The following is a 23,616-nucleotide window of genomic DNA, read 5'->3' as shown; positions in this document are numbered from 1 at the left end:
GTCTGCATGAACACACAATTAACTGAACTGTTGCGCCGACTGCGCAACCTGATCCGAATCGGCGTCATCACCCAAGTAGATACTACACGGGGCATGTGCCGGGTTATGACCGGCAATCTTGAAACCGATTGGTTGCACTGGTTGACATCCAGAGCGGGAAACTCCCGCACATGGTGGGCGCCCAGTGTTGATGAGCAGGTTTTATTGCTATCTCTTGGTGGTGACTTGACCACAGCCTTTATACTGCCTGCGATTTTTTCTGATGAGTTTCCAGCCCCTTCGGCATCGCCGGAAGCGGTGTGTATCGCTTTTCCTGATGGTGCTGTGATGGAATATGAACCACAGACCAGCGCCTTAACTGTCACAGGCATTAAGACCGCCATGATTACCGCGTTGGCTTCCGTGCATGTTACTGCTCCAGAAATCACTTGTATGGCTGGCAATCAGATTACATTAGATACACCGACCCTCATTTGTACCAACCATCTGATTACGGGCAGTCTGGAAGTGAAAAAAGGCGGTACTATGCGCGGTAATATCACCCATATAAACGGTGAATTCAGTTCTAACGGGGTTGTGGTGGATTCGCACCGACACAATGGTGTACGCTCCGGTGACAGTACATCGGGAGTCCCCATATCATGATGTACCTTGGTATGAATCAACAAACGGGTGAGGCTATCAGCGATATCGCCCATGTTCGCCAGTCAGTCAGCGATATCTTGCTAACGCCGATGGGTAGCCGTATTACTCGCCGCCAATATGGTTCGTTGTTATCTGAACTGATTGATGCGCCCCAAAATCCTGCTTTACGTTTGCAAATTATGGCTGCGTGCTATACCGCCATCCAGCGATGGGAACCCCGCATTACCCTGACCGCTATCACTATCAATCAGGGTGAAGCCAGACACATGACTGTTGATATCAGCGGCCAATATCAGCTATCCAATGTCCCGGTTGCTTTTTCTGTGCCTGTGGGGTGACCATGCCGCCTATCGACCTTAGTCAGTTACCGCCGCCGGAGGTTGTCGAACTACTGGATTTCGAAACCCTACTGGCTGAGCGAAAAGAAAAACTGATTTCACTGTATCCGCCAGAGTATCGCGATGCTATCACCCGCACGTTGGCGCTGGAATCCGAACCTATCACCAAGCTATTGCAGGAAAACGCCTATCGGGAATTGCTCTTGCGTCAGCGCGTCAATGAGGCAGCGCGGGCGGCAATGGTGGCGTATGCCACAGGCCGCGACTTAGACCAACTGGGGATGAATAACAATGTGCGGCGTTTAGTATTGCAGCCCGCTAACAATCTCGCCATACTGCCTATCTCTGCGGTGTTGGAATCTGACGCTGATTTTCGGGTACGCATTCCGCAGGCGTTCGAGGGGTTAAGCGCCGCCGGTCCCGTGGCATCCTATGAATACCATGCGCGCAGTGCTGACGGGCGGGTTGCCGATGCGTCGGTGATCAGCCCGGCGCCTGCCTATGTCACAGTCAGTATTTTGTCACGTGAGGGAAACGGCGCGGCCAGTGATGAATTGATTGCGGTCGTGAATACTGTTCTGAATGATGAGAATGTTCGCCCCGTAGCGGATCGCCTGACCGTACAGTCTGCGGAGATTGTTGATTATCAAATTGATGCCGTGCTGTACCTGTACCCAACCCCAGAATATGAGCCGATATTGCAGGCTGTGTGTGAACGGCTGGCGCGTTACACTGCCGAGCAACACCGGATTGGCCGCGATATCGTGCGCAGTGCCATTTTTGCTGTTTTACATATGCCTGGTGTTCAGCGTGTTCACCTGAAAGCTCCGGCGCGGGATGTGATTCTGGATAAAACTCAAGCGAGTTTTTGCACACGTGCGCAGGTAGTGATTGGGGGAGCGGATGAATAACCGTTTGTTGCCTGTCGGATCATCACTGTTGGAAGTGGCCGCCGCTGAAGCCCTCGCCAGTCTGTCAGATGTGCCGGTTCCCCTTCGTGACCTGTGGAGTCCTGAACGGTGTCCAGTGAAATTGCTCCCCTATCTGGCGTGGTCGTGGTCAGTTGATCGCTGGGATATGGACTGGCCGGAGAGTACTAAACGCGAGTCAATTAAGGCGTCGATGTTTGTTCATAAGCACAAGGGAACAATAGGCGCTATTCGCCGTGTGGTGGAGCCATTCGGTTATCTCATCCGTGTTATCGAATGGTGGCAAACCAATGATGCCCCCGGCACTTTCCGGTTGGATATTGGCGTCATGGAAACGGGTATCACCGAGACCACTTATCAAGAACTAGAGCGATTGATTTTTGATGCCAAACCCGCTTCACGGCATTTGGTTGGAATGTCTATTCAGTTGGAGACCGGAGGCGAAAATTATTGCGCGGTCGCCAGTTACAGCGGTGATGTATTAACCGTTTACCCCTATATCCCGGAATTAATCACCGTCACTGGTTCTGATGTAGTAGGGGTTGGAGTGCATATTATTGATTATGTGAGGATTGAGTCATGAGGACCAAATATTTTGCCCTGTTAACTCGATTGGGCGCGGATAAGCTGGCAAATGCTGCCGCGTTGGGTACCAAGATTGAAATCACCCATATGGCTGTTGGTGATGGTGGCGGAAGTTTGCCGACACCAGATACTACACAGACTAAACTGGTTAATGAACGCCGCCGTGCGGCGATTAATGAACTAAATATTACTCCCAAGAATACTAACCAAATAATTGTTGAGCAAGTAATCCCCGAAAACGAAGGTGGGTGGTGGATTCGGGAAATTGGTCTGTTTGATAAAGATGGCGTGCTGATTGCAGTCGGGAATTGTGCGGAGACTTACAAACCGCAGTTACAGGAAGGCTCTGGGCGTACACAGACTATTCGCATGGTATTGATTGTCAGCAGCACCGACATAGTAACATTGAAAGTTGATCCCTCCGTTGTACTGGCAACACGGGAATATGTGGACGAGTCGATTCAAACTCATGTGAAGAGCCGTAACCATCCTGACGCTACGCTAAAAGATAAAGGTTTCGTTATCTTAAGCAGCGCGGTAGATAGCAGCAGTGAAACCTACGCGGCAACCTCGAAGGCGGTTAAGGCGGCATATGACTTGGCAAATGTCGCGGATAATAACGCTAATAGCCGTGTGCCTGCTAATCGTAAGGTGAACGGGAAGGCGCTTTCCTCTGATATTTCACTGAATGCGGGGGATATTGGAGCGTATACCAAAGGGGAAATCGATTTTCGTGTGAATGAAGTCAACATACTGGCAAGCACGGCAAACCAGAATGCGATTGATGCTAATGACAATGCTAATAGTCGATTGTCCAGGAAGGAGAACGGCGCTGACATTTCTGACAAAAATGCTTTTGTGAAAAACCTCAATTTGTTGGAAACGGTGGTGTTGGCTAAAGGCGCAGTACCGAGCAACCGGAAAATCAACGGTAATGCGTTGACCGGGGATCTTAGTTTGGGTGCTGGAGATGTAGGGGCATATACGCGAGCAGAGAGTGATAATACTTTCTTGCGTATTTTTAGCGATAAAAGCGCCACTGTTGGGAGTTTACTGATTGATAGCAAAACCCCCTTTCCTGAATTGCGTTTCAAATCGAAAGATGGGTATGTGGTAGGAATTAACGGCTCAGAAGGAAAATTGTTGCATATTTATTCTAACGATCCGAGCAATCGGCGGCGTTACAATATATTAATACCTGAGCGAAGCGGTACACTCGCATTGCAAAATGCGGCTATAAAATCTGAAAATGGCTGGTGGCAATGTGGGGATACGGGAATAATTATTCAATGGGTTAAAGTTGCATCAAACCAACAGTCATGGGTAAAAATCAATTATCCAATTTCTTTTAAAAATCAGTTTATTGGCTATGTCGCAAGCATGTCGAGTATAAATACATCAACAGGTCACACATTAGTACGTAATGCAACATTATCGACGTTTGAATATCAGGCTGGCACTCCCAACAACAATGAGAATCCAGGCAAAGTTGTTCATATATTATTTTGGGGGGTATAAATGGTTTATTTCTCCAGAAAAGAAGGCGCTTTTTATAGTGACGCTCATGAAGAATGTGTTGAAATAACGGCAGAGAAACACAATGAATTACTTACAGGGCAGTCACACGGTTTGTCAATTGTCAGTAATAAAGAGGGTTATCCAGTGCTTACTGAACGCGCCCCGTCCGTTTATCATAAATACGATGGTGAAAAATGGATAATATCAGAAAGCAGTGTGATAAAACTCAGGCAGGAACAGCAGCAACAAGCAGAACATAAGAAACAGCAACTTATGTTCACTGTAAGTAAACAGATAGCTCCGTTACAAGATGCTGTAGAGTTGGGAATGGCGAGTGATGAGGAAAAATCGCTGCTAGCAGCTTTGAAAAAATATAGGGTATTACTGAACCGCGTTGATGTTAATTTAGTGCCAGATATTAATTGGCCCGAAAAACCCTCAGCATAATGGAATCAGAGCCGTAGTAGCTTAGTTCTTATTTGAGCGGCTCTGACTATTCAATATCGGGAGTCTGTGAAGTATCTACTTTGTTTCCCATATCTTTCCTGCAACTTATTCTATTTTTAAGTTTCATAGTGTGTAATGTAACGACTGAATCTTTTAATTCGATGATGTCTTATTAATTGCTCAGGGGGTAAATGTCCTTGTGACTTTTTTGATATCCTCCACTTTGTGCTATCCCTGATACTTTCCCAATCAACTGAATTTTATTGTCGCAGAGATCACCATAGCGAAATTACCATCACTGGAGTCTTTCGCTATGGCACAAGATTATCATCATGGCGTCCGCGTGCAGGAAATCAACGAGGGCACGCGCACCATTACCACTGTCAGCACCGCTATTGTCGGGCTAGTCTGCACAGCGGATGATGCTGACACCAAAACTTTTCCCTTAAACACGCCAGTCTTGTTAACCGACGTTCTGACTGCCAGTAGTAAGGCTGGCAAAACGGGCACACTGTCTCATGCTCTGCGAGCGATTGCCGACCAGTCCAAACCCGTGACTGTTGTTGTTCGCGTGGCTCAAGGGGAAACCGAAGCGGAAACCACGTCGAATATCATCGGTGGCGTTACCGACAAGGGTAAAAAAACGGGAATGCAGGCGCTACTTGCGGTACAAGGGCAGCTCGGTGTTAAACCACGCATTCTAGGTATACCCGGTCACGATACCCAACCCGTAGCAACAGCCCTTGCCGACATTGCTCAAAAGCTGCGGGCAATGGCTTATGTTAATGCCTATGGCTGCAAGACCATTGCCGATGCTATCAAATACCGTAACAACTTTAGCCAGCGTGAACTGATGTTGATTTGGCCGGACTTCCTCAGTTGGGATACGGTCAAAAATAGCGAGTCTATCGCATACGCAACTGCTCGTGCGCTGGGTCTGCGTGCCAAAATCGACGAGGAAACCGGCTGGCATAAAACCCTGTCCAACGTTGGTGTCAATGGTGTGACAGGGATTTCTGCCGATGTCTTTTGGGATTTGCAGGATGTTGTCACCGATGCCAACCTGCTTAACCAGAACGCCGTTACGACCTTGATCCGCAAGAGTGGTTTTCGCTTTTGGGGGTCCCGCACCTGTTCTGATGATCCGCTGTTCCAGTTTGAAAGCTACACCCGTACCGCTCAAGTGCTGGCCGATACGATGGCCGATGCGCATATGTGGGCGATTGACAAGCCGCTGATGCCTTCATTGGTACGCGACATTATCGAAGGCATCAATGCCAGGCTGCGCGAACTAAAAGCCAATGGTTACCTGATAGACGGCCAGTGTTGGTATGACGAAAGCGCCAACACCAAGGACACCCTGAAAGCAGGCAAGCTGTTCATCGATTATAACTACACGCCGATCCCGCCATTGGAAAACCTGCTGTTGCGCCAGCGCATCACTGACCAGTACCTGATGAATTTCTCCAACAGCATTAACAGCTAAGGGGCTACTAATGGCATTACCTCGTAAACTTAAGTACCTGAATTTATTCAATGACGGTAACAATTACATCGGTGTTGTGGAAGAAATGACGCTTCCTAAACTGAGTCGTAAGCTTGAAGCCTATCGCGGTGGTGGCATGAATGGTGCCGCCTCGGTGGACTTGGGGCTGGATGATGGCGCACTGGATGCCGAATTTTCTCTCGGTGGTGTTGAGTCCCAACTTTACCGACAGTGGGGCATTGAGAAAGTGGACGGCGTTTCTCTGCGCTTTAATGGCTCCTTTCAGCGTGATGATACCGGGGAAGTGATTGCGGTTGAAGTCGTAATGCGTGGCCGCTTTTCGGAATTTGACCACGGCAGCTATAAACAGGGCGACAACAGCCAGACTAAAGTCAGCGCTAAGAACACCTACTTCAAACTGACGTGGGACGGAGAAGTCCTGATCGAAATCGACACCGTTAATATGGTGGAAATCGTCAGTGGTGTTGACCGTCTGGAAGCCCACCGACGCGCCATCGGTTTGTAACAATTGAACGCTTATCATCTAAATCACTATAGGAACATTCACCATGACTGAACAAACCCCTATTGCCCAGCCGGAACACGCTACAGTGACACTGGAAGAACCTATTACCCGTGGTGCAACCACCATCAGCAACGTCATTGTGCTTAAGCCTAACAGTGGTGCGCTGCGTGGTGCCCGCTTGCAGGCACTGATGGAAATGGACGTCGATTCAATGATGTTGGTTTTGCCTCGTGTCACCGCACCGGCACTGACTAAAAATGATTTATTGCTAATGTCGCCCGGCGATCTGATTAATCTCTGTATTGAGGTAGTTAATTTTTTGTTGCCGAAGTCGGTAAGGTCCGATTTCCAGCATCAATAACCGTTGATGAACTGGTGGCGGACATTGCCACCGTGTTTCATTGGCCGCCTGCTGTGACAGCAGAGATGGGCCTGCCTGAATTATTGGCATGGCGTTACCGGGCCATGAAACGGAGTGGGGCCGACAATGAGTGACCGAAACTTACGCCTGCAAGTTATCCTGAATGCTGTTGATAAAATTACCCGTCCTTTCAAGAATGCACAGGCTTCTAACAAGCGGCTGGCTGGAACCCTTCGCCAGTCGCGCCAGCAACTCCGGGAACTGAACCAGCAGGCCGGACGGATCGATGGTTTTCGCAAGGTAAAGCTCCAATTGCTAGAAACCCAGCAGGTTTACCGCAGCGCTACTGAACGCGTGGCAGCACTGAACCGTGAAATTAACGCCAGTCAGAACCCGACACAGGCCCAAATCAACCAGCTACAGCGGGCAAAAAACGCAGCCAAGCAGTTCGAGGAAAAAAATCAATCCCTGAGCCAGTCTCTGCAACGTCAGCGTGATGCCTTGCGCGCCAGCGGTATCTCAACTAACCAGCTTGGACAGGCGCAGAGACGGATAAACGCGGACATCAACCACACAACTAGTATGCTCCAGCAACAGGAGCAGCAGCTTGGGCGTCTGAGACAGCAGGAACAACGGTTGGCGAATGCCCGCTCTCGTTACCAAAAAATGAAAGATGTGCGTAACCAAATGACGGCAACCGGTGCTGCGGCAACGGCAGCGGGTGTTGGTGCGCTTTATGGTGCTAAACGGGTGATGATGCCGGGTTATGACTTTGACGTGGGGATGTCGAAAGTGCAAGCGCTGACCCGTCTGGATAAGCATTCTCCCGAATTAAAAAAATTGCAGGAGCAGGCTCGGCACTTAGGCGCGACAACGGCATTCACCGCCAATCAGGTCGCGCAGGGACAGAGTTTTTATGCAATGGCCGGCTTTACTCCAGACCAGATACGATCAGCCATGCCTGGTACATTGGCGATGTCATTGGCGGGTGATACCGATTTGGCCGCTACGGCGGATATTGGTTCCAATATCCTGACGGGTTTTAAGCTGAAATCCGAAGAAATGGGGCGGGTGAGTGACGTACTAGTGGGTGCCTTTACTCGTTCTAACACTAATCTGATGATGCTGGGTGACACCATGAAGTATGTCGCCCCTGTAGCGGCAGGCTTAGGGGTTGATATTGAAACCGCCGCTGCGGCGACGGGTAAGCTCGGTGATGCCGGTATTCAGGGTAGTATGGCGGGAACTTCCTTGCGATCTATTTTGGGACGGTTGGCTGAACCGCCAGCCGCCGCCGCGAAAGCGTTGGCAAAACTGAACATTCAGACTAAAGATGCCAAGGGTAATCTCCGCGCATTGCCGGATATCCTGACTGAGCTGGACAAGAAAACGGCCAAGATGGGTAACGCTCAGCGTGCCGGCATTTTCAAAGCCATTGCCGGAGAGGAAGCCTTTTCCGCGCTGTCAGTATTGGCTGAAAGAGCCGGTACGGGGGAATTGCAGAAACTCATCAAAGAATTGAAGAACGCCCAAGGTGAGGCTAAGAAAGTCGCCGATACTATGACTAATAACCTTGACGGTGACCTAAAAAGTCTGTCATCGGCATGGGAAGATATCGGTATTCAAATCTTTGGCGGTGTGGATAGTCCCTTGCGTGGGATCACCCAGCGTATCACCAAAATTATCAGTAAAACGGGTGAGTGGATGAAGGCCAACCCTGAACTGACCAAAACGTTAACGATGGTGAGTATTGGGCTGGGTATTATTTTGACGGTTTTTGGTGCGATTACGCTGGCATTGGTTGCTCTGTTGGGACCACTGGCAATCGTTAAATTTGGTCTGTCAGTGTTGGGTATCAAGGGAGTAGGCTCAATGCTACGTCTTGGTAACGTGTTTTCCTATATTGGGAAAATGGCGATGTGGTTGGGGCATGTTATGTGGACAAACCCCATTTTAGCGGTTATCGGTTTGATTGCTGTGGGCGCTTACCTGATCTGGCGATATTGGGGCAAACTCGGCCCGTGGTTCCAGAACTTATGGAACAACATTTCGAACTATGTTTCCACTACATGGGAAAACATCAAGCAGCGGGCATTAGCCAAATGGAATGAGCTGGTCGCTGATACGAAAAAAATTCCGTCCGAATTTAAGAAGATTGGCGGTGAATTTGTCGAAAATCTTAAGGCAGGCATTGAGGAAAAATGGGAATCCCTGAAAAAGAAATTCTCCGAACTGGGCAAGATGGTTAAAGACGCCTTGACTCCCGACTTTATGCAGGAAGAAAACCAAGATACTAGGCAAAAGGCGGCATTGAATGCTTATAAGGAAGCAACCAGTCCGATTAGCGGCATACTGGCGGGTGGATTCGATAAAGGTGGTTACATCCCGACGGGTAAGATTGGCATCGTGGGGGAATATGGCCCGGAGATCATCAACGGCCCCGCCCGTGTCACCAGTCGCCGTCAAACGGCTGCACTGGCGACAATCGCGGCCCTATCTGTAGGGGCAGTCTTGCCAGTCAGCGCCCAAAATTCTCCGTTGCATCCATACAGTTTGCCTGCGTCACAGTATCAGACATCGGCAGTTTCAGTTGCTAACCAGAGCCAGGACAACAGACGATCTGTTTATGAAATTCATATACACGCCGTTCCTGCGCAATCCGTACAGGATATCGCGCAGGCGGTAGCGCGTGAACTGGATCGCCGTGAGCGACAACAACGCGCCCGTGCCCGTAGCTCATTTTTTGATAGCGAGGACTTTTATTCATGATGGCCGCATTGGGTTTGTTTGTCTTTATGCTGAAAACCACGCCATACCAGAGCCTGCAACATCAACAATCATGGCGCTATGGATTTAACAATCGGGTAGGTGCCCGTCCTGATTTCCAGTTTATGGGGCCAAATAACGATACTATTACACTGTCCGGTGCCCTGTACCCTGAAATCACCGGCGGCCGGTTGTCCTTGCTGGCCCTGCAATTGATGGCTGAGAGTGGCAAGGCATGGTCATTTCTGGATGGTAGCGGCACGATTTACGGCATGTTTATTATTGAAAGTATCGACCAGACCAAAAGTGAATTTTTTACCGACGGTACCGCCCGTAAAATTGACTTTACCGTCACGTTGCGCCGTGTGGATGACAATTTAGGGGAGATGTTCGGCGACCTTCGCACCCAAATGACTGACTTAAAAACCCGTGTCACACACAAATTGGGCGGGCTATTCTCATGATTTCTTTACCTGATATGCTAGAACTCGATTGGGTAACTGGCAAAACTAATACACCTGTGTATGTTCTCAGTGCTGGTGACAAAAATGTCAATGCCCGCATTCAGTCACGGTTGATTTCCCTGAATCTAACCGACAATCGGGGCTTTGAGGCTGACCAGTTGGATATTGAGCTGGATGATAGCGATGGTCTGTTATCTCTGCCCCGTCGTGGAACTGAGCTGTCCTTGCATCTGGGCTGGCAGGGGGAACCGCTGATCCACAAAGGTAAGTTTATTGTGGATGAAATCGAATACAGTGGTGCGCCGGACAAGATAATCATCCGTGCTCGCAGCGCAGATTTTCGGGCGATGCTTAATATCAATCGCGAGGTGTCCTATCACCAGAAAACGATCAGCGATATTGTGCACACTATTGCTGTACGTAACGATTTGACGCCGAAAGTGGACAAAATGCTAGCTAACATCACCCTCAGTCATATTGACCAGACCAACGAATCCGACAGCAATTTTCTAACCCGGTTGGCAAAACAGGAGGGTGCCATTGCCACTATCAAGAGTGGCTATTTGCTTTTTATCCGACAGGGGCAGAACAAAGCCGCCAGCGGGCAGTCCCTGCCTTCGGTTATCATTACCCGGCAATCTGGAGACGATCACCGTTTTTCACTGGCTGACCGGGGCGCTTATACCGGCGTTTCCGCCAATTGGCTTAATACCCGTAATCCGAGGAAAAAAGGGAACGTCACCGTCAAGCGCAAGCGGAATAAGACCAAATCGGAGAAAAAAGAAGAAAAACAGGGTGATTATCTGGTTGGCAGTGAGGGCAATGTTTTTGTGATGAAGCACATCTATGCCAACAAGGCCAATGCTGAACGTGCAGCTAAAGCAGAATGGGAGAAAATTCAGCGCGGTGTGGCGTCATTCTCTATTCAACTGGCGAAGGGAAGGCCAGAGCTGTTCCCTGAAATGAAAGTCAGGGTGAATGGCTTCAAGCCTGAAATTGATATGGCAGACTGGACTCTGGTTACCGTCACTCATACTTTGGATGACAGCGGATTAAGGTCATCTTTGCAATTGGAAGTGAAAATTTCTGATTCAGATATGGTATAGTTGCTTTAGTGCCAGTTTCAGCTATGGCAACCTGTTTGTTGAGGTACTCGCGTTATGATGAGATGCCCCTTATGCGGTCATGCCGCCCACACCCGTAGCAGTTTTGAACATACGACTCAAACTAAGGAACGTTACAACCAGTGCCAGAATATTAATTGTGGCTCAACATTCGTTAGTCATGAAACCTTTGTTCGGTTCGTGACCAAGCCGACATTGATTGAAGCGGTTCCTCCACATCCTGATAACGAACAGCAGACCGTGCTGGTATTTTGATTGAATAGTTTTTGGTGAATAAATGACTAAAAAAGCGTTCCATTATTCATAGGGGCGCTTTTTTATGTGAAAGATATTTTTTCCGAAAGGGGGTTATGTGGTGGAGAGAGGACTTATACCATAACCATTTCAAACTATATTCAATTTTCGGGAGCGTGCTTGTAATTCACTAAAATCTGATGGATAGACAAAACAATATCAGCAAAATCATCATTTACAGTATAAAAATAGCACTCAGGGACGTTTAATACTTTGGAAAATGCACACATTATTTCGAAGGTCGGTTGATGAGTTCCATTTTCGTACTGCGATACTCTCGCTCGTGCTGATTTTTCATCTATGCCTGCCGCAATCCCGAGTTTTTCTTGTGTGATATTTGCACGTAAACGAGCGGCTTTTAAACGTTTGTTAATCATAAAGTTAACCATCAGTTATTAGAAATGTAGCTGACGATATATTTAACATCTCTTAGTGCTTTTTTTGTCAAAACTTACTTAACAATAATCTTAATGTTTAATTTGTTATTTATGAAAATTAAAGATTTAATTGCTATATATTTTATTTAATATGGTTTTTTACAAAGATGGCTTGTGTATAAATTTTTTGGCAAGGTGAAGTGGCATGGATATCAGTTACCAAAAACGAATATTTTTGGTGCTTGAGCACGTTATTTTAGCTATGAATATGTAAAGTTAAATCCTTAACGATAGTCACATTATATTTTCTTTAAGAATGTTGACGGTATGTTTAGTATCTCTTAACATGAACCTTGTTAAGGAATTCTTAGCAGAAAAATTAAATGAATCGAAAGGAAGACTATCATGAATAAAACAATCGCTGATGACTGGCATCCAGCAGACATTATTGCCGCTCTAAGAAAACAAGGAACAAATCTTTCAGCCGTTTCACGTAAAGCGGGGTTAGCATCATCCACATTAAGTAATGCGCTATATCGTCCGTGGCCAAAAGGAGAAACTTTGATTGCCACCGAACTAGGTTTACATCCATCCGATATTTGGCCGTCGCGTAGAAGGTAGAAAAGGGTGAATTTGAGCCAATGGCGCTGGATACGGTTAGCGCCATTATTGGGTGTCAGTGCTATCTCAAACAGTATTCAATTTTTAGAAGTGTGTTTGTAATTCACTAAAATCTGATGAATAGCCAAAATAACATCAGAAAAATCATCATCCACAATATAAAAATAACATTCAGGAACGTTTAATACCTTGGAAAACGCACACATTGTTTCAAAGGTTGGCTGATGAGTTCCATTTTCATACTGTGATACTCTCGCTCGTGCTGACTTTTCATCTATGCCAGCCGCAATCCCTAGTTTTTCTTGCGTGATCTTTGCACGCAAACGAGCGGCTTTTAAACGTTTGTTAATCATAAAATTAACCGTCAGTTATTAAAGATGTAGTTGACGATATATGTAACATTTCTTAATGTTTTTTTTGTCAAAACTTACTTAACAAAAATCATATAGTGTTAACGACACTAACAGTAATTATTTAGCTATTAAAGAGTATTATAGTGTTTAGTAACTTTGCTAAAGAATTTGCTAGGTAAGTACCACATTACGCACATTTAAGGGACATCTCAGAATTCGGAAAATAAAGCACGTTAATCCGGCAATAGTGGTCGTAGTGCTCTATGCTGTTGCGCCAGAGGTAATCCCCAGCTAGGTTGATATACTCCTACCTCAGTGATAACAGATACTGCAATAGTGACTTATCGAAGATACTTTCCTGTTCGGCCTTGATAAATGAAAAAGCCTACAGTATGTGGGATTGATAGCTTTGTTAGGGGGATGGTTAACTTTTAATTAAGTATTTCTTATAAAAGTAATTTGTGGTGAAAGCCCCGTTTAAGGGGCTTTGTCGTCAATGTGGACATTAGGTGGACGATGATAGAAAAAGTATAAGTTTGATGTTGAGAATGAACATGGCGACAGGGTTCCATTCTGACTGGATAGTTGCCAATGAGTAAGTAATTAAAAAAGCGTTCTATTATTCATAGTAGGGTGCTTTTAAGCTTATGTCATGACTGTCTCAAACTATATTCAATTTTCAGGGACGTATCTGTGGTTCACTAAAATCTGATAAATAGCCAAAACAACATCGGAAAAATCATCATCTACAATATAAAAATAGCATTCAGGAACGTTTAACACCTTGGAGAACGCACACATTGTTTCAAAGGTTGGCTGATGAGTTCCATTTTCATACTGTGACACTCTCGCTCGTGCTACGCGAAAAGGACACTGGCGACTGAAGTTAACCAGCCGAAAAGACCGTTTCGCAGCCAAATTGAAGGGACTTCCTTTGGAAGAATCTGAATACGACCGACAAAAGGCTCATTTTGAATACTGTCATTAGAGTAATCAGAGGCTGGATAAATTATCACGGCATATCTGATAACCAGAGACGAGTTGGGCAGTTTATCTACCAAAGTACGCGAATAATCTACAGATGGTTCAACCGTAAAGGTGGTCGTCGCTAACTGACGTGGAAAAAGCTGAATCTGATCCTGAAAATGCTGGATTATCCAACGAAATGGGAAACCCGATCAATACTCAGGACTCGCTGAATATGTGCGAGGACTCTGATCTGTCGGGAGCCGGATGCGTTAGTTCCGCACGTCCGGTTCTAAGGAGGGGTCCGTCCGGGTAACCGGAAGGTCTACTCAACTCAAATCCCAATTAACAAACTTAAGAAGCAAAAAACGACGTCATTGTTTGACATCATAATGGGACAAAAGTAGAATGATGTCATCAAATGACGTCAATGGGATGAAAGATGATTAAGGTTAAAGAGCTGAGCTCAAAGCACCGCAAGACCCTTGCGGATGTGCTGACCATCCCGCCGAAATCCGGCATAAAATGGGATGATGTAGTCAGCCTGATTAACAAACTGGGGGGGAAGATCAAGAACGGCAACGGATCACGCCGGAAGTTTATCCTCATGGGCTCAGTCTATCAGACTCATCAACCTCATCCTGGTAACGTAATGGATAAAGGCGCAGTAAATGGCCTTCGTGAGTGGTTCGAAAATGTAATAGGGGTCGAACATGATTAAAGGCAACAACATTATGACTATCGATGGTCATCCTGCTTCTGTTACCTACGAAGCAGAAATTAGGGCCTTTCGCGGCAAGTTTCTGGATGTCACCGGATATTGTGATTTCGTATCAAACAGTATTGACGGGCTTGAAAAAGAGGGACAAATCTCACTGGCTGAATATATAGAAACGTGCGAGGAAGAGGGAATTAACCCATTCAAGGAAGAGGACAAGCTAAAATCTTTTACTCTTCGTTATCCTGGCTGGCTGGAAGCTCGCTTGACCGCGGCGACAATATCACATGCAGTCTCAAAGAACCAGTTCATAGTTCAGTTGCTTGAGCGGGAACTTCAATAAAATAGATAACGCCGGACAGTGACAAAACTTGTTTTTATTGCTGTTTGGGGTTGTTGGGGTCTACTCAACCACCCCAGCGATAACAGATACTGCAATAGTGACTTATCGAGGATACTTTCCTGTTCGGCCTTGATAAATGAAAAAGTCTACAATATGTGGGATTGATAGATCTGTTAAGGTGATAGTTAAATTTTAATTAATTATTTCTTATGAAAGTAATTTGTGGTGAAAGCCCCGTTTAAGGGGCTTTGTCGTCAATGTGGACATTGGGTGGACGATGATAGAAAAAGTATATTTATTTTCAATATGTTATGGGTTGTATGTAGACACCATCCCTGTTTTTTCCCCGCCTTATGGCGGGATTTTTTTATCTGGCTAAGATTAATTCACTTTAAAATCAACCAGATAAAATTTTTACAAGCAACTGTAAGTAGCGTGGAAATTTCTAAATGTGGACACTTTTGAGTGCTACGGTTGCTTGTTACTGCTAAATTTCCATGCCGCCATTCAGTGGATTTAACGTGATTGCAAATTGCAAATAGTCGGGTGCCAGATGAGCATATGCCATAGTTTGTTGTATATTGGCATGACCGACTATTTGTTGCAGTGCAACAATGTTTCCACCTTTCATCACAAGTGACTCGCGAATGTGTGGCGTAGAACGTGTGTTGCTTGTCCTTCTGGTAAATCAGGTTTTATTGACTTTAGCTTTGTACGAAAACTTTCGTAATCAACGTCAAATAATTCCCCTGACTTCTGTTTGATTTCCTTTTCTAACTCTTTTGATATCGGAATAGTTCTTTGCTTGCCATTTTTGGTTTTTAAAAATGTCACTCGACAACTCTTTACTTGGGCGCTTTTTAGGGTTGATGCTTCTCCCCATCTGGCACCCGTGCTGAGACATAGCAGCGCAATTTTTCTTTCATCCCCTGATAGTGCTGATAACAGCGTTTTGACTTCTTCTTTTGTTAAAAAGGTCATTTCTGGCTGCTTTTCCTTTAACGGGGGTAATCCATTCAGTGGGTTGCTACCGCTAAAAACTTCAAGTTTTTGCAATGTCGTTATCATTCCTGATAGACGATACATATCCCGATTTATCGTTGATGCTTTGATCCCATCAGCTAGGCGATTACTGCGGTGTTCCAGTAAAACATGCTTGTTGAGACGGTTTATAGATGGATCATTTAACTGCCTGATTGTCTTCATCAGTTGTCGTTTTTCTATAGTGCCGTTCTCTGCGGTTTATCCGTGATATAGCCACCATAAGTTCAGTAAATCACTAAGGTCTCGTCTATCAGTTCTTGTACTGAGTTTAATAGAGGAATGCGTGACGTATATTTGAATCGTCCCAAAGAATTACGTGATGCGTGGTTATTGTGGGTTGGATTGTAAGGTGAGTGCTATGACTCAAATCCCAACACCAGAGGAATATAAGAAAGGGCGGGTAAAATTTGGAAAATTACTTATTCGGCCTTTATGCAAGAACGCCGTAGCTCACATTACCCAATATCAGGTCAGTGATGGTGAATACTCTTATGGCCGATTCGATTCAAAAAAGCAGGCTATCAGTTTTGCAAGGCGGCTTTACGGGAGAAAAATAAATGAACGAGTTAACGAGAATTCCGCATAAATATAAATTAACAGGTGATAATTTCCAAAAGACGAATCATGACAGATATTTCATAATTTCGGTAATTGGTTTGGCAACTGTGATATTAACCCCGTTATTAGTTTTTATTTACAGGTGATGAAATGGCAAATACAGAACCGCGCCGTGCGGTTGTCTTAACACTGGATGAGAAAATCGATGGTCTCAATAAAGCATCTGAGGCGCGTAATCGGTATTTTTGTGGTAATAAAGAAAATAATAACCAATTAGCAGATTTCATTGAAACTATGCGCGATCGCACAAATAACCGCGTTAGAAATAATGAACGGGTTTTGCATTTAATTTTTCATTTGGCAGGTTTTGAGAAAGAGCGTTATCACGTCAAGTTTAGAGAATTAACAATAGAGGAACGGCGCTCATTAATACTGGCAATTAATCAACTTCGGGCTGTGGCGTCTATATTGCCAGATAAATTGGTATTGCCAAAACCAACCCAATATTAATTTAAAGCATAATTTAAGAAATTAATGCGTAAATTCGCAGGGGTTTTCATTGCCTAAAAATAGGAAATAAAAGATGAATATAGAGCAATTAATTAAAAGAAATAGAGAAGACGAACGTAAGATATTAGCAGAGCGTTCTTCTTCTCGTCTGTTAAAAATCGCAGCGCATATTGTGGCAAATAAATTGGATTATGCTGCTTCATCTGCATTGCTGAACAGTGAAGCCGAGAAAATAGAACACGAAGCTCGGGAGTTGGAGAGTGTCTAGGGAAATTGACCATGCTTGCCAACATGCTGAGGAAACGCTAGAGCGCAGAATATCAGAGCATGTAAACCGCTTTGTCGGTGTCTCTGCGTTTGAATGTGAAGAGTGTAACCAACTTATCCCCGTGGAACGCCGGATGAATATCGCTGGAGTCATCCGCTGCGTCGCATGTCAGGAAGTTTTTGAACTGAAACAGAAGCATTATCGGAGTATATGAATTGGTGAATAAAACTATCTTGAAGTGGGCAGGTTCCAAAGTCCGCATTATGCATAAATTGCTGCCCTATTTGCCAGCAGGTCAACGGTTGGTTGAACTGTTCGCAGGTTCGTGTTCTGTGATGATGAATACTCAATATGATGCGTATTTAATTGCGGATGCCAACAGCGACTTAATTGATATGTATCAGTGCATCAAAGATAATTGTGATGGGTTTATAAATTCTGCGCAAGACTGGTTTTCGTATTTTAATAGCGAACATGGGTTTTATTGTCTGAGAGATTTATTCTTCCATATGAAAGGTTAAAACCACCGACTTTAGTCGGTCAGATTATTGACAAAGTCCAGCAGATTTTTGATGTTGCATCAGCAATGGCAGCTCGCAGGGTGAGACAGCTACGCTGGCTTGATGCGCAGCACAAAGTAGCCCCTGCCCGCTCAGAGAAGATAACGGGGGTGATTCATCTGTTGATGAAGGATACGCGCAATCAGAATATCGGTATCCCGGATAGTATAGAAAACCGTGTGGCGGTGAAACTCAACCCGCATTACACCTGGGACAGATGGGTATTCCCTCCCTATATGTGGCATCTCTGCTAGCGTGTCAAAAAATGCTTCCAGTGCCTCCGTATAATGGTCAGCTAACTGCAAAAGTGTATAATCATAAATCCCAGCAAAATCTTCAGCAGCCTGATCCGTGAGCTTATACATTATGTCTGCATTTCCGTTGTTCCGCTATATCCCGTAGGGTCAGCGAGCTTTCCCCACTTTCCAAGCCAGCAATAACCGCTTTGCGTACAATCTCATCGTAAGCTTCTTGTTGTTCCAGCAAACGCAGCGCCGAACGCATAACTTCACTGGCATTTCCATAACGGCCACTTTCAATCATATGCTGTACGAACCTGTCAAGCTGTTCGCCCATACTGACAGTAGTAATTTTTCTCATATCTCACCAGTGTATTAATAGTTAATACGTCAAGTGTATAGAAAATCAAGCCGCATTACCAACGTTTTGAAGCCCCGAAAAAATCGGGGCTTATGTCGATGTGGTCAATGTGTGGGCACTTGTTGAAGTAAATTCTGTTATTTCAAATTAATCAACAAGGGAAAATTGGCGCGATCTCCGTTTGCCTCTTCCCACCGGCAGTTTTTTTTATTGTTGTTATTCTAACCAATCCTGTTTATCTTATTTCATTTAACTTAAGTAGATTTGATTGTTCATTTGTGCTCAAAAAGGGAAAGGGTATGTCTGGTAACGAGGTAAAAGATCGGCGTCCGATCAAGACACGCAATGCAGTGTGGGCTAGTAAAATGGCTAGATGGTTGCAATGTAAAGGGGCGACACCAAATGGCATATCTGTTGCCAGCGTTGTTTTTGCTGCATTAGCTGGTGTGTGTTTTGCCGTGTGTTTTTTAGTCGAGTCTTTTTGGTTGACATCAGTTTTATTGATTATTGGAGCCTTACTTATTCAAGGCCGGCTAATGTGTAATTTATTGGATGGCATGGTCGCTGTTGAAGGGGGATTGAAGACGGCTGCCGGTACTGTTTTTAATGATCTTCCTGATCGTATTGCTGATTCTTTTATTCTGATTGGGGTGGGGTATGGTTTAATACTTTTTCCATTTGCGATTTCTCTTGGCTGTATTGCCGCATTATTAGCTGTTTTGACCGCTTATATTCGCTTGTTAGGTGGGACTTGTGGTTTACCTCAGCGTTTCCTCGGGCCGATGGCAAAACAGCATCGAATGGCATTAATTACCGTTAGTTCAATTGTTGCCGCTTTTTTACCTCAGTTATGGGGCCAGTATCTTTTATTGGCGGTATTAGTCGTTATCACATTGGGTTGTCTCTGGACATGTGTTCGGCGAACCAGGGTCATATTGGATGAATTACAAGAGAAGGATGCTTGTAATGAATAGACCACAAGAAGTGACATTGGTAAGTAAAGGTATGGGTTCGTTTCTGTCTGGGCTTTGCCGTTTGTTAACAGGAGTGAGAATTCGTTGGATTGGATGTAAGCCATCGGTAGCTTCCCGAATTTATTATGCTAATCATAGCAGTCATCTGGATGGGTTAGTTATCTGGGCCGGGTTTCCTCGGGTGTTACGTTCTCGGGTGCATCCAGTTGCTGCTCGTGATTATTGGAGTAAAACTTATCTGCGTAGATATTTTATTAATAAAGTTTTTCGGGCTGTGCTTATTGATCGTAAAGGAGAGGATTGTTTAAAGGGAAATACCCTGACGCCAATGGAAGATGTATTAAAACGAGGGGAATCTTTGATTTTATTCCCTGAGGGGACACGAGGAAGTGGGGAACAAATTAATAGGTTTAAAGGCGGTCTATATTATTTAGCGAAGAAATATCCTGATGTTGAGCTTATTCCGGTTTATCTGGAAAATTTAAACAGGGTTTTGCCAAAAGGCTCGGCACTTGTTGTTCCTGTTATTTGTTCTGCAACATTTGGGCAACCTTTGGAAAAATTAGGTGTAAAAGAGGAAAAGGCTGATTTTTTACAGCGGGCTCGTTTGGCATTGGAGGCGTTAATATTATGATCATGCTTAATAAGCAACTGTTGCTATTGATGGGAGGCATGTTCGTACCATTAATTATTGCCAGTATTGTTGGGGCAATATTGGCCTCCAAATATTCAGGGGATAAGAATAATCCAGCAATCGATAACCTAAATGCCCGCATTCGTGGTTGGTGGATGATGTGCATTGTTTGTGTGTTGGCAGTTATTATTGGGCCAGTCGGCTCAGTTTTATTATTTGCAAGCATGTCATTTTTTGCCTTACGGGAATTTTTCACTTTAACACCAACGCGACGAAGTGACCATGAAGCCATGTTTTGGTGTTTCTTTATTTTTATGCCATTACAGTATGTTGCAGTTGGTATTCAGTGGTATGGCGTATTTTCTATTTTCATTCCTGTTTATGTATTTCTATTTTTACCTGCCCGTATCGCATTAGCCGGGGATACGACTAACTTTCTGGAACGGACAGCCAAAATACAGTGGGGTATGTTAGTTGCTGTATTTTGTATTAGCCATGCGCCCGCTTTATTGATGTTGGATATTCCCGGTTATGAGGGGGAAAATGTCGAGTTATTGTTGTTTTTAATGATTGTGGTGCAGATGTCGGATGTTTTGCAGTATGTGTTTGGTAAATTATTTGGTAAACATCCTATTGTGCCTAAATTGAGCCCGAATAAAACAGTTGAAGGTTTTATTGGTGGTATTTTGGTTTCAGTGTTATTAGGAATGTCACTTTATTGGGTAACGCCATTTTCTCCGTGGGAGGCTGGCTTGATGTCGTTAGCCATTACGTTGATGGGCTTTATTGGTGGATTATGTATGTCGGCGATAAAACGTGATAGTGGCATTAAAGATTTCGGCGAAATGATTGAAGGGCATGGCGGTATGTTAGATCGGATCGATTCGTTATGTTTTGCCGCTCCAGTCTTTTTCCACCTGACACGTTATTTTTATACATAGAGCTTAAATAAAAGATCATTTAAAGGCGCTTTTAAATGATCTAATGTCGAATTATATAGTTTATGAGGTGAACGACAATGGGATGATTTTGCTTGTTATTGCTATTGGTGAGCGGGCCGGAGATGTGGTTTATGCCCTCGCCAATGAACGGTAAAACGCACAGCGTATCTTGTTGGCATTAGCAAAAAACGCTGTAAATTCTTATCCAGTGTGGATGGGGGATATGCAAGAACGGGATTTCTCAGAGGTTGATTGATGAACGTAAGAGCTATGGAGGCATTTTAGTCAACTTGATCTCAAAAAAGAGACTCAGTGTTAATGCAGACTTAGTTTTTTACCGTATTATATAAAGAATTGAATCAATTCAGCCTGATTGTTTCAGTACGCTGGGCGATAACAGGTTAAGAAAAAGCGGATTTTAGTTCAGGCAAAGTGATTGCATACGGAGTCCGTCATTAGCGGGTTTGCAATTATTACATCTACAAGTCAGAGGTCATCATGAGCAATGAGATCAAAAGAATCGGTGTCTTAACGAGTGGCGGTGATGCGCCAGGTATGAATGCGGCTATTCGTGGTGTGGTTCGTGCGGGATTAACCGAAGGGTTGGAAGTTTTCGGTATTTATGATGGCTATCTTGGTTTGTATGAAAACCGCATGAAGAAACTTGACCGCTTTAGTGTATCCGACATGATTAACCGTGGCGGAACTTTTCTAGGTTCAGCCCGTTTCCCTGAGTTCAGGGATGAGAAGGTTCGTACTGTCGCTATTGAGAATATGAGAAAAAACGGTATCGATGCTCTGGTCGTTATCGGCGGTGACGGTTCCTATCTTGGTGCGAAAAAACTAACAGAAGCGGGTTTTCCTTGTATCGGTCTACCGGGCACCATCGATAATGATGTGGCGGGTACCGACTACACCATCGGCTATTTCACTGCGCTGGAAACAGTAGTTGAAGCGATTGACCGTTTGCGTGACACCTCGACTTCCCACAAACGTATTTCCATTGTTGAAGTGATGGGGCGCTATTGCGGTGATCTCACGTTATCAGCCGCTATTGCGGGTGGTTGTGAGTTTATCGTTCTACCGGAAGTCTCGTTTAGTTGTGATGAGCTCGTGGCTGAAATTAAAGCGGGTATCGATAAAGGTAAACGCCACGCCATCGTTGCAATTACCGAGCATGTTTGTGATGTCTATGAACTTGCGAAACATATCGAAAAAGAGACGCATCATGAAACCCGCGCCACAGTTTTAGGGCATGTTCAGCGTGGTGGTTCCCCGGTTGCCTATGATCGTATTCTGGCTTCCCGTATGGGGGCATATTCCATTCAATTACTGTTGGAAGGTTATGGTGGTCGCTGTGTTGGTATTCAGAACGAGAAACTTGTTCATCATGACATCATTGATGCAGTGCAGAATATGAAACGCGTGTTTAAACAGGATTGGTTGGAAACCGCGAAAAAGCTATATTGATCACGTCAATACCGGCAAATCTAAATCTGTTGCAGCCTCTTTGGAGGCTGTAATGTCTCCTAAGTATATTCCTATCATATATAAATAAATGCTTTTAATTATTTCTGAGTGATAACGCTTTCTGTCAGCCTTGGATTTCATAACCGTTAAAAACAGTTTGTGGAGAGATTCAAGTGAGAGTCAGATGGCATGTAGCATTGGCGTTACTATTGATTACCAGTAGCAGCGTATGGGCAAGAGATCTTCAACTTCTTAATGTTTCCTATGATCCAACCAGAGAGTTATATCAGCAGTATAATCAGGCTTTTAGTGATTATTGGCAGCAGAAGACAGGGGATAAAGTGGTAATCCGGCAATCTCATGGTGGCTCGGGTAAACAGGCAACTTCTGTTATTAATGGCCTTGAGGCGGATGTGGTGACACTGGCTTTGGCCTATGATGTGGATGCCATTGCGGAACGTGGCCGGATAGCGAAGGCATGGATTAAGCGTTTGCCAGAGAATTCTGCCCCCTATACTTCAACCATTGTTTTTTTAGTGCGGAAAGGTAATCCGAAACAAATTAAAGATTGGTCAGATTTAGTTCGTCCAGGTGTATCTGTTGTGACGCCTAATCCAAAAACATCAGGCGGCGCACGTTGGAATTATCTGGCTGCATGGGGTTATGGGTTGATTCATAACAATCAGGATCAGGACAAAGCGAAAGCGTTTGTTAAAGCCCTTTACCAGAATGTTGAAGTGCTTGATTCTGGCGCAAGAGGAGCGACCAGTACTTTTGTTGAGCGTGGAATCGGTGATGTATTAATTGCCTGGGAGAATGAAGCATTATTAGCAATTAATGCGCTTGATAAAGATAAATTCGAAATTGTGACACCTAGCCTTTCAATCTTGGCTGAGCCGACGGTTTCTGTTGTTGATAAGGTGGTTGATAAACGTCATAGCCGTGAGCTAGCAACAGAATATCTGCAATACCTTTACTCTCCCGTTGGACAGGAGATAGCGGCTAAAAACTATTATCGGCCACGTGATAAAGCGGTTGCCGATATGTACCGTTCCTCTTTTCCTGCATTGGAATTATTTACTGTCGATAACGTATTCGGTGGCTGGGGAAAAGCGCAAAAAGTGCATTTTGCTACGGGCGGTGTGTTTGATGAGATTATTCAACGCTGAAAATGAATAACCGCCGTAGGTATACGG

At 44.9% G+C, this 23,616-nt stretch carries 31 protein-coding genes and 4 pseudogenes; 29 read left to right on the top strand and 6 right to left on the bottom strand.

Annotation, left to right across the window (positions count from 1 at the left end; genetic code table 11):
• Positions 1 to 6 precede the first annotated feature (6 nt).
• From V2H77_RS21630 to V2H77_RS21565, 14 genes are all read left to right on the top strand, one after another.
• A complete protein-coding gene (locus V2H77_RS21630; protein ID WP_341500428.1) occupies positions 7 to 645 on the top strand; it encodes a phage baseplate assembly protein V in 639 nt (212 codons plus the stop codon).
• Positions 642 to 983, top strand: a complete 342-nt coding sequence (locus tag V2H77_RS21625; protein ID WP_341500427.1) for a GPW/gp25 family protein — start codon at positions 642 to 644, stop codon at positions 981 to 983. The genes V2H77_RS21630 and V2H77_RS21625 overlap by 4 nt, the downstream gene beginning before the upstream one ends.
• Before the next feature lie 2 nt (positions 984 to 985).
• Complete coding sequence (locus V2H77_RS21620; RefSeq protein WP_341500426.1) at positions 986 to 1,894, top strand: baseplate J/gp47 family protein; 909 nt, start codon at positions 986 to 988, stop codon at positions 1,892 to 1,894.
• Positions 1,887 to 2,495, top strand: a complete 609-nt coding sequence (locus tag V2H77_RS21615) for a phage tail protein I (RefSeq protein ID WP_225814241.1) — start codon at positions 1,887 to 1,889, stop codon at positions 2,493 to 2,495. Before V2H77_RS21620 ends, V2H77_RS21615 begins: the two co-directional genes overlap by 8 nt.
• Positions 2,492 to 4,015 carry a phage tail protein gene (locus V2H77_RS21610; protein WP_341500425.1) on the top strand — a complete coding sequence of 508 codons (1,524 nt, stop codon included), beginning with the start codon at positions 2,492 to 2,494 and terminating at the stop codon, positions 4,013 to 4,015. The genes V2H77_RS21615 and V2H77_RS21610 overlap by 4 nt, the downstream gene beginning before the upstream one ends.
• Positions 4,016 to 4,462 carry a tail fiber assembly protein gene (locus V2H77_RS21605; protein ID WP_341500424.1) on the top strand — a complete coding sequence of 149 codons (447 nt, stop codon included), beginning with the start codon at positions 4,016 to 4,018 and terminating at the stop codon, positions 4,460 to 4,462.
• Positions 4,463 to 4,775: 313 nt separating this feature from the next.
• Positions 4,776 to 5,948, top strand: coding sequence for a phage tail sheath protein (locus tag V2H77_RS21600; RefSeq protein ID WP_341500423.1), 1,173 nt, complete (start codon positions 4,776 to 4,778; stop codon positions 5,946 to 5,948).
• A 10-nt stretch (positions 5,949 to 5,958) separates the two neighbouring features.
• Positions 5,959 to 6,474, top strand: coding sequence for a phage major tail tube protein (locus V2H77_RS21595; protein WP_341500422.1), 516 nt, complete (start codon positions 5,959 to 5,961; stop codon positions 6,472 to 6,474).
• A 43-nt stretch (positions 6,475 to 6,517) separates the two neighbouring features.
• Complete coding sequence (locus V2H77_RS21590; protein ID WP_341500421.1) at positions 6,518 to 6,835, top strand: phage tail assembly protein; 318 nt, start codon at positions 6,518 to 6,520, stop codon at positions 6,833 to 6,835.
• 14 nt (positions 6,836 to 6,849) lie between these two features.
• Positions 6,850 to 6,969, top strand: coding sequence for a GpE family phage tail protein (locus V2H77_RS21585; RefSeq protein WP_036773160.1), 120 nt, complete (start codon positions 6,850 to 6,852; stop codon positions 6,967 to 6,969).
• Positions 6,962 to 9,604, top strand: coding sequence for a phage tail tape measure protein (locus tag V2H77_RS21580; protein WP_341500420.1), 2,643 nt, complete (start codon positions 6,962 to 6,964; stop codon positions 9,602 to 9,604). Before V2H77_RS21585 ends, V2H77_RS21580 begins: the two co-directional genes overlap by 8 nt.
• A complete protein-coding gene (locus tag V2H77_RS21575) occupies positions 9,601 to 10,065 on the top strand; it encodes a phage tail protein (protein ID WP_341500419.1) in 465 nt (154 codons plus the stop codon). The genes V2H77_RS21580 and V2H77_RS21575 overlap by 4 nt, the downstream gene beginning before the upstream one ends.
• Positions 10,062 to 11,171 (top strand): phage late control D family protein, encoded by a 1,110-nt coding sequence (locus V2H77_RS21570; RefSeq protein ID WP_445935635.1) that lies wholly within the window; start codon positions 10,062 to 10,064, stop codon positions 11,169 to 11,171. Before V2H77_RS21575 ends, V2H77_RS21570 begins: the two co-directional genes overlap by 4 nt.
• 54 nt (positions 11,172 to 11,225) lie before the next feature.
• A complete protein-coding gene (locus tag V2H77_RS21565; RefSeq protein ID WP_341500418.1) occupies positions 11,226 to 11,444 on the top strand; it encodes an ogr/Delta-like zinc finger family protein in 219 nt (72 codons plus the stop codon).
• Positions 11,445 to 11,584: 140 nt separating this feature from the next.
• Here V2H77_RS21565 and V2H77_RS21560 read toward each other — a convergent pair whose 3' ends face one another.
• Positions 11,585 to 11,860, bottom strand: a complete 276-nt coding sequence (locus V2H77_RS21560; RefSeq protein ID WP_341500417.1) for a helix-turn-helix domain-containing protein — start codon at positions 11,858 to 11,860, stop codon at positions 11,585 to 11,587.
• A 405-nt stretch (positions 11,861 to 12,265) separates the two neighbouring features.
• Here V2H77_RS21560 and V2H77_RS21555 point away from each other — a divergent pair, with 405 nt between their 5' ends.
• Complete coding sequence (locus tag V2H77_RS21555; RefSeq protein ID WP_341500416.1) at positions 12,266 to 12,481, top strand: helix-turn-helix domain-containing protein; 216 nt, start codon at positions 12,266 to 12,268, stop codon at positions 12,479 to 12,481.
• Positions 12,482 to 12,558: 77 nt separating this feature from the next.
• Here V2H77_RS21555 and V2H77_RS21550 read toward each other — a convergent pair whose 3' ends face one another.
• Both V2H77_RS21550 and V2H77_RS21545 read right to left on the bottom strand, forming a co-directional pair.
• Positions 12,559 to 12,834: a helix-turn-helix domain-containing protein gene (locus V2H77_RS21550; RefSeq protein ID WP_341500415.1), complete on the bottom strand. Its 276-nt coding sequence runs from the start codon at positions 12,832 to 12,834 to the stop codon at positions 12,559 to 12,561.
• Between the two features lie 672 nt (positions 12,835 to 13,506).
• A pseudogene (locus V2H77_RS21545) lies at positions 13,507 to 13,692 on the bottom strand (helix-turn-helix domain-containing protein); the annotation flags it as partial.
• A 1-nt stretch (position 13,693) separates the two neighbouring features.
• Between V2H77_RS21545 and V2H77_RS21540 the strand changes: the two are divergent.
• The 3 genes and pseudogenes from V2H77_RS21540 to V2H77_RS21530 form a co-directional block, all read left to right on the top strand.
• Positions 13,694 to 14,033, top strand: a pseudogene (locus V2H77_RS21540) (group II intron reverse transcriptase/maturase); the annotation flags it as partial.
• 209 nt (positions 14,034 to 14,242) lie between these two features.
• A complete protein-coding gene (locus V2H77_RS21535) occupies positions 14,243 to 14,521 on the top strand; it encodes a type II toxin-antitoxin system HicA family toxin (RefSeq protein WP_023045644.1) in 279 nt (92 codons plus the stop codon).
• Positions 14,514 to 14,861, top strand: a complete 348-nt coding sequence (locus V2H77_RS21530) for a type II toxin-antitoxin system HicB family antitoxin (RefSeq protein ID WP_132345290.1) — start codon at positions 14,514 to 14,516, stop codon at positions 14,859 to 14,861. Before V2H77_RS21535 ends, V2H77_RS21530 begins: the two co-directional genes overlap by 8 nt.
• 487 nt (positions 14,862 to 15,348) lie before the next feature.
• Here V2H77_RS21530 and V2H77_RS21525 read toward each other — a convergent pair.
• A pseudogene (locus V2H77_RS21525) lies at positions 15,349 to 16,163 on the bottom strand (phage integrase); the annotation flags it as partial.
• A 6-nt stretch (positions 16,164 to 16,169) separates the two neighbouring features.
• Here V2H77_RS21525 and V2H77_RS21520 point away from each other — a divergent pair.
• The 6 genes and pseudogenes from V2H77_RS21520 to V2H77_RS21495 form a co-directional block, all read left to right on the top strand.
• Positions 16,170 to 16,253: pseudogene (locus V2H77_RS21520) on the top strand (Cox family DNA-binding protein); the annotation flags it as partial.
• A 10-nt stretch (positions 16,254 to 16,263) separates the two neighbouring features.
• Positions 16,264 to 16,491: a hypothetical protein gene (locus V2H77_RS21515; protein WP_341500414.1), complete on the top strand. Its 228-nt coding sequence runs from the start codon at positions 16,264 to 16,266 to the stop codon at positions 16,489 to 16,491.
• Between the two features lie 122 nt (positions 16,492 to 16,613).
• Positions 16,614 to 16,973 (top strand): DUF5347 family protein, encoded by a 360-nt coding sequence (locus tag V2H77_RS21510; protein ID WP_341500413.1) that lies wholly within the window; start codon positions 16,614 to 16,616, stop codon positions 16,971 to 16,973.
• 73 nt (positions 16,974 to 17,046) lie between these two features.
• Positions 17,047 to 17,241: a DUF2732 family protein gene (locus tag V2H77_RS21505; RefSeq protein WP_225814221.1), complete on the top strand. Its 195-nt coding sequence runs from the start codon at positions 17,047 to 17,049 to the stop codon at positions 17,239 to 17,241.
• Positions 17,234 to 17,455, top strand: coding sequence for a TraR/DksA C4-type zinc finger protein (locus tag V2H77_RS21500; RefSeq protein ID WP_341500412.1), 222 nt, complete (start codon positions 17,234 to 17,236; stop codon positions 17,453 to 17,455). Before V2H77_RS21505 ends, V2H77_RS21500 begins: the two co-directional genes overlap by 8 nt.
• Positions 17,456 to 17,459: 4 nt before the next feature.
• Positions 17,460 to 17,762: a DNA adenine methylase gene (locus V2H77_RS21495; protein WP_341500411.1), complete on the top strand. Its 303-nt coding sequence runs from the start codon at positions 17,460 to 17,462 to the stop codon at positions 17,760 to 17,762.
• A 131-nt stretch (positions 17,763 to 17,893) separates the two neighbouring features.
• Here the strand turns inward: V2H77_RS21495 and V2H77_RS21490 are convergent, their stop codons facing one another.
• Both V2H77_RS21490 and V2H77_RS21485 read right to left on the bottom strand, forming a co-directional pair.
• Entirely contained in the window at positions 17,894 to 18,166 is a 273-nt protein-coding gene (locus V2H77_RS21490; protein ID WP_341500410.1) for a type II toxin-antitoxin system RelE/ParE family toxin, read from the bottom strand.
• Entirely contained in the window at positions 18,159 to 18,401 is a 243-nt protein-coding gene (locus V2H77_RS21485) for a type II toxin-antitoxin system ParD family antitoxin (RefSeq protein ID WP_341500409.1), read from the bottom strand. The genes V2H77_RS21490 and V2H77_RS21485 overlap by 8 nt, the downstream gene beginning before the upstream one ends.
• 299 nt (positions 18,402 to 18,700) lie before the next feature.
• On the opposite strand from V2H77_RS21485, the gene V2H77_RS21480 reads away from it, so the two are divergent.
• The 5 genes from V2H77_RS21480 to V2H77_RS21460 all read left to right on the top strand — a co-directional run bounded on the left by V2H77_RS21480 (position 18,701) and on the right by V2H77_RS21460 (position 23,589).
• Complete coding sequence (locus V2H77_RS21480) at positions 18,701 to 19,375, top strand: CDP-alcohol phosphatidyltransferase family protein (protein WP_341500408.1); 675 nt, start codon at positions 18,701 to 18,703, stop codon at positions 19,373 to 19,375.
• A complete protein-coding gene (locus V2H77_RS21475; RefSeq protein WP_265380065.1) occupies positions 19,368 to 20,009 on the top strand; it encodes a lysophospholipid acyltransferase family protein in 642 nt (213 codons plus the stop codon). The genes V2H77_RS21480 and V2H77_RS21475 overlap by 8 nt, the downstream gene beginning before the upstream one ends.
• The gene (locus V2H77_RS21470) at positions 20,006 to 20,950 is read left to right on the top strand and encodes a phosphatidate cytidylyltransferase (RefSeq protein ID WP_341500407.1); all 945 of its coding nucleotides are present in this window, start codon (positions 20,006 to 20,008) and stop codon (positions 20,948 to 20,950) included. Before V2H77_RS21475 ends, V2H77_RS21470 begins: the two co-directional genes overlap by 4 nt.
• 498 nt (positions 20,951 to 21,448) lie before the next feature.
• Positions 21,449 to 22,420 (top strand): 6-phosphofructokinase, encoded by a 972-nt coding sequence (gene pfkA, locus V2H77_RS21465; RefSeq protein ID WP_341500406.1) that lies wholly within the window; start codon positions 21,449 to 21,451, stop codon positions 22,418 to 22,420.
• 173 nt (positions 22,421 to 22,593) lie between these two features.
• A complete protein-coding gene (locus V2H77_RS21460; RefSeq protein WP_341500405.1) occupies positions 22,594 to 23,589 on the top strand; it encodes a sulfate ABC transporter substrate-binding protein in 996 nt (331 codons plus the stop codon).
• Positions 23,590 to 23,616 lie beyond the last annotated feature (27 nt).

The sequence above is a fragment of the Photorhabdus sp. P32 genome (assembly GCF_038085095.1).
Classification (GTDB): Bacteria; Pseudomonadota; Gammaproteobacteria; order Enterobacterales; family Enterobacteriaceae; genus Photorhabdus; species Photorhabdus luminescens.
The sequence above is the reverse complement of the archived record's forward strand: the minus strand, read 5'-3'. Positions and strand labels throughout refer to the sequence as shown.

Coding starts and splice junctions, on each gene's coding strand:
- V2H77_RS21480 (WP_341500408.1), top strand. CDS start 18,701: ATGTCTGGTAACGAGGTAAAAGATCGGCGTCCGATCAAGACACGCAAT.
- V2H77_RS21620 (WP_341500426.1), top strand. CDS start 986: ATGCCGCCTATCGACCTTAGTCAGTTACCGCCGCCGGAGGTTGTCGAA.
- V2H77_RS21470 (WP_341500407.1), top strand. CDS start 20,006: ATGATCATGCTTAATAAGCAACTGTTGCTATTGATGGGAGGCATGTTC.
- V2H77_RS21505 (WP_225814221.1), top strand. CDS start 17,047: ATGAATATAGAGCAATTAATTAAAAGAAATAGAGAAGACGAACGTAAG.
- V2H77_RS21595 (WP_341500422.1), top strand. CDS start 5,959: ATGGCATTACCTCGTAAACTTAAGTACCTGAATTTATTCAATGACGGT.
- V2H77_RS21475 (WP_265380065.1), top strand. CDS start 19,368: ATGAATAGACCACAAGAAGTGACATTGGTAAGTAAAGGTATGGGTTCG.
- V2H77_RS21560 (WP_341500417.1), bottom strand. CDS start 11,860: ATGATTAACAAACGTTTAAAAGCCGCTCGTTTACGTGCAAATATCACA.
- V2H77_RS21530 (WP_132345290.1), top strand. CDS start 14,514: ATGATTAAAGGCAACAACATTATGACTATCGATGGTCATCCTGCTTCT.
- V2H77_RS21490 (WP_341500410.1), bottom strand. CDS start 18,166: ATGTATAAGCTCACGGATCAGGCTGCTGAAGATTTTGCTGGGATTTAT.
- V2H77_RS21580 (WP_341500420.1), top strand. CDS start 6,962: ATGAGTGACCGAAACTTACGCCTGCAAGTTATCCTGAATGCTGTTGAT.
- V2H77_RS21615 (WP_225814241.1), top strand. CDS start 1,887: ATGAATAACCGTTTGTTGCCTGTCGGATCATCACTGTTGGAAGTGGCC.
- V2H77_RS21590 (WP_341500421.1), top strand. CDS start 6,518: ATGACTGAACAAACCCCTATTGCCCAGCCGGAACACGCTACAGTGACA.
- V2H77_RS21550 (WP_341500415.1), bottom strand. CDS start 12,834: ATGATTAACAAACGTTTAAAAGCCGCTCGTTTGCGTGCAAAGATCACG.
- V2H77_RS21555 (WP_341500416.1), top strand. CDS start 12,266: ATGAATAAAACAATCGCTGATGACTGGCATCCAGCAGACATTATTGCC.
- V2H77_RS21515 (WP_341500414.1), top strand. CDS start 16,264: ATGACTCAAATCCCAACACCAGAGGAATATAAGAAAGGGCGGGTAAAA.
- V2H77_RS21575 (WP_341500419.1), top strand. CDS start 9,601: ATGATGGCCGCATTGGGTTTGTTTGTCTTTATGCTGAAAACCACGCCA.
- V2H77_RS21510 (WP_341500413.1), top strand. CDS start 16,614: ATGGCAAATACAGAACCGCGCCGTGCGGTTGTCTTAACACTGGATGAG.
- V2H77_RS21565 (WP_341500418.1), top strand. CDS start 11,226: ATGATGAGATGCCCCTTATGCGGTCATGCCGCCCACACCCGTAGCAGT.
- pfkA (WP_341500406.1), top strand. CDS start 21,449: ATGAGCAATGAGATCAAAAGAATCGGTGTCTTAACGAGTGGCGGTGAT.
- V2H77_RS21485 (WP_341500409.1), bottom strand. CDS start 18,401: ATGAGAAAAATTACTACTGTCAGTATGGGCGAACAGCTTGACAGGTTC.
- V2H77_RS21535 (WP_023045644.1), top strand. CDS start 14,243: ATGATTAAGGTTAAAGAGCTGAGCTCAAAGCACCGCAAGACCCTTGCG.
- V2H77_RS21630 (WP_341500428.1), top strand. CDS start 7: ATGAACACACAATTAACTGAACTGTTGCGCCGACTGCGCAACCTGATC.
- V2H77_RS21625 (WP_341500427.1), top strand. CDS start 642: ATGATGTACCTTGGTATGAATCAACAAACGGGTGAGGCTATCAGCGAT.
- V2H77_RS21570 (WP_445935635.1), top strand. CDS start 10,062: ATGATTTCTTTACCTGATATGCTAGAACTCGATTGGGTAACTGGCAAA.
- V2H77_RS21610 (WP_341500425.1), top strand. CDS start 2,492: ATGAGGACCAAATATTTTGCCCTGTTAACTCGATTGGGCGCGGATAAG.
- V2H77_RS21600 (WP_341500423.1), top strand. CDS start 4,776: ATGGCACAAGATTATCATCATGGCGTCCGCGTGCAGGAAATCAACGAG.
- V2H77_RS21605 (WP_341500424.1), top strand. CDS start 4,016: ATGGTTTATTTCTCCAGAAAAGAAGGCGCTTTTTATAGTGACGCTCAT.